Origin of the sequence: Vibrio sp. 10N.222.55.A1 (assembly GCF_041473835.1) — a bacterium.
Lineage (GTDB): Bacteria > Pseudomonadota > Gammaproteobacteria > Enterobacterales > Vibrionaceae > Vibrio > Vibrio crassostreae_C.
In genome coordinates, this window is the sequence record NZ_JBFRSX010000043.1 from 75,767 (window position 1) to 85,135 (window position 9,369).

The 9,369-nt window shown below is 43.8% G+C and carries 6 protein-coding genes; 3 read left to right on the forward strand and 3 right to left on the reverse strand.

The genetic code is table 11. From position 1 onward, the window contains the following. Window positions 1–76: 76 nt before the first annotated feature. From AB4493_RS14255 to AB4493_RS14265, 3 genes are read right to left on the reverse strand one after another with little or no spacing between them, the layout of a single operon-like run. The gene (locus tag AB4493_RS14255) at window positions 77–2,734 is read right to left on the reverse strand and encodes an MlaD family protein (protein ID WP_372106296.1); all 2,658 of its coding nucleotides are present in this window, start codon (window positions 2,732–2,734) and stop codon (window positions 77–79) included. Next, window positions 2,721–4,004 (reverse strand): PqiA/YebS family transporter subunit, encoded by a 1,284-nt coding sequence (locus AB4493_RS14260; protein WP_372155231.1) that lies wholly within the window; start codon window positions 4,002–4,004, stop codon window positions 2,721–2,723. The genes AB4493_RS14255 and AB4493_RS14260 overlap by 14 nt, the downstream gene beginning before the upstream one ends. A gap of 54 nt (window positions 4,005–4,058) precedes the next feature. Continuing rightward, complete coding sequence (locus AB4493_RS14265) at window positions 4,059–5,855, reverse strand: ABC transporter ATP-binding protein (protein ID WP_372155233.1); 1,797 nt, start codon at window positions 5,853–5,855, stop codon at window positions 4,059–4,061. Window positions 5,856–5,944: 89 nt separating this feature from the next. Here AB4493_RS14265 and AB4493_RS14270 point away from each other — a divergent pair, with 89 nt between their 5' ends. From AB4493_RS14270 to prc, 3 genes are all read left to right on the forward strand, one after another. After that, window positions 5,945–6,436 (forward strand): GAF domain-containing protein, encoded by a 492-nt coding sequence (locus AB4493_RS14270; protein WP_017066966.1) that lies wholly within the window; start codon window positions 5,945–5,947, stop codon window positions 6,434–6,436. Window positions 6,437–6,533: 97 nt separating this feature from the next. Next, window positions 6,534–7,157 carry an RNA chaperone ProQ gene (proQ, locus tag AB4493_RS14275; protein WP_017057223.1) on the forward strand — a complete coding sequence of 208 codons (624 nt, stop codon included), beginning with the start codon at window positions 6,534–6,536 and terminating at the stop codon, window positions 7,155–7,157. 17 nt (window positions 7,158–7,174) lie between these two features. Beyond that, window positions 7,175–9,169, forward strand: a complete 1,995-nt coding sequence (prc, locus tag AB4493_RS14280) for a carboxy terminal-processing peptidase (RefSeq protein ID WP_017068919.1) — start codon at window positions 7,175–7,177, stop codon at window positions 9,167–9,169. The last annotated feature ends 200 nt before the right edge of the window (window positions 9,170–9,369 follow it).

The window sequence follows — 9,369 nt, forward strand, 5'->3', positions numbered from 1 at the left end:
GCAAACAACAAAAATGCAGCCTAATGGCTGCATTTTGATGAAGAATTAATCTTCCAGAAACGTCAGAGAGTTCACTCTATGGACGAGGAATTGCGGTTCTCCATGATTTCCACTCATCTTCGGCTTGAGGATAGAGGTAGAAAGACTGATCTTCGCTTGCTACTGGTTGAAGTTCATTTGTCGGTGGCGTTGAGAATGTAATACCACCTCTTAACAAGCTGTCTACCGTTCCGGCTTTGATGTTTGCGCCTGACAGGCCGATAGAGACATCGACGCCCGACACGTTCCAGAACACGGTGTTTGCGCGGATTAGATACGCGTAGTCAGGTTCTATTTGAATCGTAGATATGATGCGATCAGCAAACTCGCCCAGCTGAACATCTATAACACTGCCAATTTCTAGTTCACGGAATAGGATAGGTGTACCTTCAGATACTGAGCCGCGCGTTTCGCTTTGCAGTTGGAATATCTTGCCTTCAGGCTGCACAGGTCCTTTGCTAAGCTCAAATTTCGTGTTTCTTTCACCTTTGCCCGGGTCTACGTTGATGTGTTTAGAGAGCAGCGCAGAGACGTTTTTGATGCCATTAAGGCCAATCTCAGGTTCTGCCAACCAGAAGTGACTGTTCGTCACGGCAATCTTGTCGACGTACTCAGGTAAAATACGCGCAGTAATTTCAATGCCGCCCTTGTTGAAGTTCGGAATCACCAAAGTAACCTCACCAACAGTGACACCTTGATATTTGATCGCCATGCCCTTGTTGACTTCTTGATCGCCAGAAGAGGTGATAGTAATCGCGCGGCCAAATTTTCGAGCAGATTTTGAATCTTTGTAAAGTTTCCACACGTCACCAAGTTTGTTGTCGATTCCCGGCAGAGAGTCAAAAGCAATACCGCCTTGGATAAGGGTTTTAACTGGTGCCGCTTTAATGCTGATACCCGATAGCGACGCATCAACCTCAACGCCTGATCGGTTCCAGAAAACAGTGTGCTTGTTGAGTAAGTGCGTGTAACGATTTTCGATTGTGACTTTGATTCTTACGCCACCGTCGGCAAGCTGAAAATCAGAAATACTACCCACTTGTAGGTTGCGGTAGAGGAGTGGACTGCCTTTAGAAATTGAAGGTAACTCACTGGCAAACAAAGAAAGTGTCTTTGAACCAGACTGATTAAACTTAGCAATTTCTGCTAACGACTTACTTTGGAAAAGTTGGTAGTCCGTTCGAGCTTCAGATTTACCTTCACTCACAAAGCTAATCGAGCCGGTAAGAAGCTGTTTTGCTGGTGGGACCGTAACACTCAAGCCTGATTCGGTTAGCTCTGCAGTCGCACTACCTGTCACAAAGAAACGGTTGTGGCTTTTGATAAGGTGCGCGTACTCATTATCGATAAGTGCATCCATGAAGACTTCGTGTTTATCAGAGCCCGTACCAACACCATCAACTAATCCCACATGGATGATAGAGCCAACGGCAATGCCTTTGTAGAGAAGTTGTGTACCGACATCTAACCCGAACGAATTGTTCGACGTTAAGCGAATCGCAACGGATTTCTCTTGTTCCTGACTGAATTCATTTTTGCGGATTGCAGTAAATCGACGCGCCTTTTCACCTTCACCCGGTACCAAGGTTAAAAAGTTACCTGTCACTAAATTGGCAATGTTTTTCATGCCAGTAAGCGACAGTTCAGCCTCTTCTAGAACGAATTTACTGCCGCTGTTTAAAAAGTCACTGAATGCCGGTTGGATAGCGGCAGATGCAACGACGTTTTCACGCCCTTCACTTAGCGATAAATCAGTGATTTGACCGATTTCAATGCCGCGATACATGATCGGAGCGCCCGTTGCACTGATCTTGTTATCATCGGGAACAGCGATCTTGATAGAGATACCACGACCTGCTGTTTTCAAATCTGGGTAAAGTTTGAATTTGGTGTTCATCTCGACAGGCTGACCTTCTCCTGGAGAGTCGACCGCAATTGAACCGCCAAGCAATGCACTTAGGCTCTCTAAGCGAACATCAACACCAGAAAAGCCAATACTGGCACCTAAGCCACTGACATTCCAAAAACGGCTTTGGTCGGTAATGATATGGCTGTATTCATCTTTAATCGACGCTTGAATCGTAACGGATTTCGCGTTGTCGTTTAACTGGTAGTTGTAAACCTCACCAATTGGGATTTTACGGTAAACGATTTGAGAGCCAACAGACACGCCGCCCAGATCTTTGGTCGTCAGTGAAATGTTCAAACCTTCAGAAGCCAGTAAGTCAGAAGGGGAGGATTCTAACGCTTGGAAAACGGTTTCTGGGTCTTGTTTGGTTTCGCTCGGGTGGATAGCAATATAGTTACCTGAAACAAGCGCGTCCAATCCTGAGATACCCGACAAACTAGCGGTTGGTTTTACTAGCCAAAACCGTGTGCCTTTTGAGAGTAGCTTCTTCGCTTCTGGGTAGATGTCAGCATCGACATAGATGCTCGATAGATCTTTGGATAAAGTGATGTCACGCACCATACCCACCTCTAAGCCTTGGTAACGAATCGTTGTTCGACCTGCGACTAAACCTGCGGCATCTGAGAAGTATATCTGCACACGTTGTCCAGCATCGTGTATCGATTTCATGACCAACCAACCGGCTAAGGCGACGGTTAATATCGGCAGAATCCACAAAGGTGAGATGCCTTTGTTTTTCCTTACTTCTGGTGAATATGACGTTTGTGATTGGTTATCGTTGTTCATTCACTGACTCATCTTTAGAGGTGTAGTTATCCCAAATTAGCCTAGGATCTAAGCTTTCCGCTGCTAGCATCGTGAGAACAACTACGACGCCAAAAGCGACTGCACCATAACCTGGTGTAAAGTTTAAAATTTGTCCGCGGTCGACCAAGGTCATCATGATCGAAATAACGAACAGATCCATTACCGACCATTTCCCCACCCATTTCACGATGAAATAGATGGTCATACGTTGCCTGTGGTAAACGGCGCGCTTCATCTTGATACAGATTAAGATGTACGCGAGGCCCAGTATTTTCGCGACTGGCACGACGATACTGGCAATGAAAATGATCGCAGCGATGCCATACATATCGCTATTAATCAGCGAAGCGACACCGGAAATGATGGTGTCTTCTAGCCTTTGACCGTTGGTAATAAGAATAGAAATAGGAATGACATTGGCTGGCACGATAGCCACGGATGCGGCAAATAGCAGAGCCCAAGTTTTCTGTATAGAGTAGGGCTTGCGGTGGTATAAGTCATGGTGACAACGCACACAAGTATGACCGTCAGGCTGAGATAGGTGACAGTTGTGACAGTGTACGTTCTTACTCTCAGCAAAAGAGTATTCGGATTCTTTTGCCCAAGCTTCCCAGTAGCGACGTACACTGATACGGCTTACTAGTAATACGCTGAAAAGCTGCAGAAGAATCAGGCCAATCAAACCAGGGCCGACGAAAATGTCAGAGTAATCTTGCAGTTTGAAACATGAGACCGCCAAACTTACCAGAAACACATCCAACATCATCCAATGTTTTAATGTCTGGATGATGGCTAACGCATACCTAAATGGTGTAAAAAATTTGAATCGCAATGATAAATGGGTAATGAGTACCGATGTACACACGAGCAACGGAGCGATCGAACTGCAGAACAGGATCAGTAAGGCAAGCAGAGGGAAGCCTTCACCCATTAAAGTAAAGACGCCGGATGGTAATGTAGCAGGTATCATGACACCAATCAGGCGAATACTGATGAATTCAAAAAAGTGCGAGGGGATAAACAGCAATAAGCAGGTAATCGCAATTGCTAGGTTTCCAGAGAGGCTAGGGGTCCCGCCTCTATAAAGCTGAGTACCACACCTTGGACAGTAAGCAGATTTCCCCAAAGGGATGTCCATTTTATCTACGGGAAGCTCGCAGCCCTGACAAAGACGCACTGAGCTGCTATCGCATTGATGCTTCGTTGATAAAGGGGTGGTAACGGATGGGGAGGTCACGCGACCTCCCAAGTTGAAACGTTAGTCAGACTCGATGCCCGACTTAAAGACTCAGAACTATAAACATCAGGCGTGCGATTGCACACTGCCGTAGAGTGTTTGATAAAGTCCTTGTTGTTCAACCAATTCACCATGTGTTCCCGTCTGTGTGACTTGCCCATCTTCTAAAACATAGATTAGATCGGCTTGTTTCACCGCTGATAATCGATGAGCCACTATCAAAGTTGTGCGATCTTTCAAAAACTCGCTCAGAGCTTTATGCAGTGCCGACTCTGTTGCAGTGTCGAGTGCAGATGTCGCTTCATCAAGAATAACAAACTTAGGATTGCTCAGCACCATGCGGGCTATTGCTAGACGTTGTCGTTGACCGCCAGACAGTCGAACTCCGTTCCTACCAATTTGTGTATCCAATCCATTACTCAGTTGCTTAATAACATCTTGCATTTGAGAGACTTCAAGCGCACGCCATAACGACATTTCATCGTATTCAGCGCCAAGGGTCAGATTATGCCTTAATGTATCGTTAAAGAGTATAGGTTGTTGTAAAACAACGGCAATTTCATTGCGGATAATATCAAAGCTGATGTCATCGGTTGTTTCACCGTTATAGCGAATGCAACCTGAGTCTGCTTGGTAAACCCCAATCAGCAACTGGATTAACGTAGATTTACCCCCTCCACTCGCACCGACCAAAGCGACTTTTTTACCTGCAGGGATGTGCAGCGATAGCCTATTTAAAACAGTGTTTTCTAATGTGTAAGAGAATGTAACGTCTTCTATGTCAACTGTCACTTCTTGATCTTCAGTAAATGGGTTCACTTTACTGATAGGGCGCTTCTCTTCTTCTAACTGAAGAAGATCGTTGATGCGTTGTAGTGCCGCTTTCGCGCTATACCAAGAGAATTGAATCCCTAGTAGCTCTTGGACCGGGCCTAACATGAACCACAAGTAGCCAAATACCGCGAAAATCTGACCAATGGTTAAGTCACTGAATAACACCATTAGCATAGCGACGGCACGGAAAAGCTCGAAACCTAGTAAGAACAGCAGAAACGAAACACGGCCAGCAGCTTCAGATTGCCAAGCGTATTTGTCTGCATCGATTCTTACTTGGTTTGCTTGAACCTTAAGTTCATCGAGAAAGATACGTTCTTTATTCGCCGCACGCAGTTGGTAAATGCCGTCTAAGGTTTCCACCAAACGGTTTTGAAAGCGCTCGAAAGATTGGTTTTCGTATTTCTTAAGGTGTTTGACCCTGCTGCCTAGTTTACGGGAGAAATAAATTACAACAGGATTGACCAATAAAATGAACAATCCTAAACGCCACTCTAACCACAACAGCACGATCGCTGTCCCGAACACGGTCAGGAAGCTGATGATAAATTTAGAAAGAGTCGAGCCAATGAACTTATCTATTGTCTCTATGTCTGTTATTAGGTGGGCGTTAATACCGCCACTGCCTTTGGTTTCGTATTGTCGAATACTGATGCGGCCAAGCTTATCTATCATCTTGCTGCGCATTTGATAGGTAATTGTTTTGGACACAAGCGTAAACTGGCGCCCTTGCAGAATGTTCAGCGCTTGGCTAACGGAGCGCATGATAATCACTAACAACAAAGTTAGTGCTATATAGCCAGTCGGTGTTTGTAATGAAGATGGAAGTAGGTGGTTCATCATCTCTAAGCCTGAAGCGGGCTTATCAAGTAATACTTCATCAACCATTAATGGCATGAGCAACGGGATAGGGACACTAATGAGAGTTGCAAATATGGCAATAATGTTAGCAAACAGTAATTTGGACTTGTGTTTTTTTACTTGAGTTATTAACCAAGAACGGCTAATAGTGTCTTCTGAATTGTTCATTGTAATGAGAATAAGTCCTATTTAGTTTGATGGCCGCATTCTACTGCGTTCTCTTGATAATGGAAGTCTCAATTTAATTGGAAGTTAATATGAAAATAGAACATTACCAACGCTTAACCAAACAAGCCGTTGCATTAATTGAATCAGAAACCGATCTAACTGCTAATCTTGCTAATATCAGTTCATTATTATTCATGGAATTGGATGGCTTGAATTGGGCGGGTTTCTATTTAATGAAGCAGGACCAAGCTAAGGAAAAAGACGAACTTGTACTGGGCCCTTTCCAAGGTCAACCTGCTTGTGTGCGAATTCCGGTAGGGCGTGGAGTGTGTGGAACTGCGGTTGCGTCGAATACAGTTCAGCGCATTCATGATGTTCATGAGTTCGAAGGTCACATCGCTTGTGACGCTGCAAGTAACTCAGAAATCGTTATTCCGTTCTCGATTGGCGGAAAAATAGCGGGTGTTCTTGATATCGATAGCCCAAATGTTGGCCGTTTTTCTCAAATTGACGAGGACGGATTGACATTTTTCATGGCAGAAGTGGAAAAGCTGCTTAATTCGCACGCGAACAAGGCATAAATTATTCTCTTACTGTGGTTTTTCCCAAGCATCTCTCTATAATACGTAAAAATATTTTCTTAATGCTCGCGGAAAACCGCAAAAACCAGGAACCCACATGGAAAACACTGAAAAGTTAAAAAACAGCAAAGAAGTTATCGCATATATTGCTGAATGTTTCCCTAAATGCTTTACTCTAGAAGGTGAAGCGAAGCCACTTAAAATTGGTATTTTTCAAGATCTTGCTGAACGTCTAAATGAAGACGAAAAAGTAAGTAAGACTCAGCTTCGTGCAGCGTTAAGACAGTACACATCATCATGGCGTTACCTGCACGGCGTAAAAGCTGGCGCAGAACGTGTTGACCTAGACGGCAACGCGTGTGGCACACTAGAAGAAGAGCACGTTGAACACGCTAAAGCTACACTTGCTGAAAGCAAAGCGAAAGTTCAGGCTCGTCGTAAAGAACAAGCACAAAAAGCTCGTGAAGAAGGCAAAGCGAAACCTAAGGCGAAGAAAGCTCAACAGCCTCGTCGTCAAGCGCCTAAAGCACCAAAAGTAGAAAAGCCTGTAGAAACACGCGCTTTGAACGCTGACGAATTCATCGCTGGCAAAGAAGTAAATGTGAACATGGGTAAAGGAAACATGGCTGCGACCATTGTTGAAATCAATAAGGAAGATGTGCGTGTTCAGTTAGCAAACGGCCTACAAATGGTTGTTAAAGCGGAGCACTTGCGCGCTTAAAGGAGATACTCCTACGCATGAAATGCCGTTCAAAATTGACACTGATTGCTGCTAGCTTTTGGCTAGCAGCTTCAGCTCAGGCTCTTGAAGCCAAATTAGATCAGGACGATTTACCTCTACTCGCTCCTGAGGTCCAACACGAAACTGCTAGTAAACGTGTTACTTCTCGATTTACTCGTTCTCACTATAAACACTTCAATCTCAACGATGATTTCTCTCAAGCTATCTTTAATCGTTACTTAGAGATGCTGGATTATAATCGTAATATCTTCACTCAAGCTGATATTGACTCTTTCTCTGCGTCATCTAAACAAATTGATGATCAGCTGAAATCGGGCAATAACCAGATTGCATTCGATGTTTATAATCTGTCTATGCAGAAGCGTTTTGAACGTTTTCAATATGCATTGTCTTTGCTAGATACAGAGATTAAGTTTGATACCGATGAAAGTATTGAGCTCAATCGTAGTGAAGCTGAGTGGCCAAAAGATATCGCTGAAGTGAATGAGCTTTGGAGAAAACGCGTTAAATATGATGCGTTGAATCTAAAACTTACTGGTAAAGAGTGGCCAGAGATTCAAGAAGTTTTGGAAAAGCGTTACAACAATGCGATGAAGCGTATTACGCAATCGCATAATGAAGATGCTTTCCAGATCTACATGAACGCATTTGCGCGTGAAGTTGATCCTCACACAAGTTACCTTTCTCCAAGAAATGCAGAACAATTCCAATCTGAGATGAACCTATCTCTAGAAGGTATTGGTGCTGTGCTTCAGATGACAGACGACTACACCGTTATTCGCTCTTTAGTTGCTGGTGGCCCTGCGTCAAACAGCAAACAATTGAGTGATGGAGACCGCATTGTTGGTGTTGGTCAAGATGGCGAAGAAATTGTTGATGTTATCGGGTGGCGTTTAGACGATGTAGTACAACTTATTAAAGGCCCTAAAGGGACCAAAGTTAAGCTACAGATCTTGCCAGATGGTAAAGATGCAAAAAGTCACGTTGTCACAATTGTTCGCGATAAGATTCGTTTAGAAGACCGCGCTGTTAAATCAGAAGTGATCGAGAAAGACGGCAAGAAAATTGGTGTATTAGAAGTACCAAGTTTCTACGTTGGCCTTTCTAAAGATACCGATAAACTGATCACCGAGCTTAAAGAGCAAGGTGTTGAAGGTATTATTGTTGACCTCCGAAACAACGGTGGTGGTGCACTGACTGAAGCAACTGAACTCTCTGGTTTGTTTATCAAAGAAGGACCTGTTGTTCAGGTTCGTGATAGCTACGGTCGTGTCAAAGTGAACAGTGATACTGATGGTCAAATCAGTTACCAAGGCCCGTTAACGGTATTGGTGAATCGCTACAGTGCTTCAGCGTCTGAAATCTTTGCAGCAGCGATGCAAGATTATGGCCGTGCAATCATCCTAGGTGAAAACTCTTTCGGTAAAGGTACGGTGCAACAGCATCGCTCTTTGAATCATATTTATGATTTGTTCGATAAAGAGTTAGGCTACGTTCAATACACAATCCAAAAATTCTACCGAATCAATGGTGGTAGTACGCAAAACAAGGGTGTAGTACCTGATATTGCTTACCCAACGCCAATTGATCCTGCAGATACTGGTGAAAGTGTTGAAGACAACGCTCTTCCTTGGGACAGCATCGACAAAGCGAAGTACTCAGTGTTACAGCGTAACGATGAGCAGATCGCAGCGTTGACGGCTAAACACGAAGCTCGTATCGCAACAGACATGGAATTTGGCTTTATCGCGCAAGATATTGAAAAATATAAGGCAGATAAAGACGACAATGACCTTTCTCTTAATGAAAAGGTTCGTCAACAAGAGAGTGATGATGCGGATGCGCTTCGTCTAGAGCGTATTAACCAACGTCAAAAAGCCGCTAAGTTAGAGGCATTTAAAACGTTGGATGATATTCCAAAAGACTACGAAGCCCCGGATGCTTATCTTGATGAATCAGTTGCTATCATGCTGGATATGATCAAGAAATAAACAAAATACCTGTTATAAGGTGATTGTTTAAAGACGTACTATTTGAAAAGCGAGCTTAGGCTCGCTTTTTTTGTACCTGTGTTCTTGCCTCGAATAATGTCATGTTAACGGCATGCTTCCTCGCTTTTTAACTTGCTGCAGAACCACTGTTATTTGATTTTCGGCTGTGAAGTACACTGTAAAAATAACTAAACTTAAGT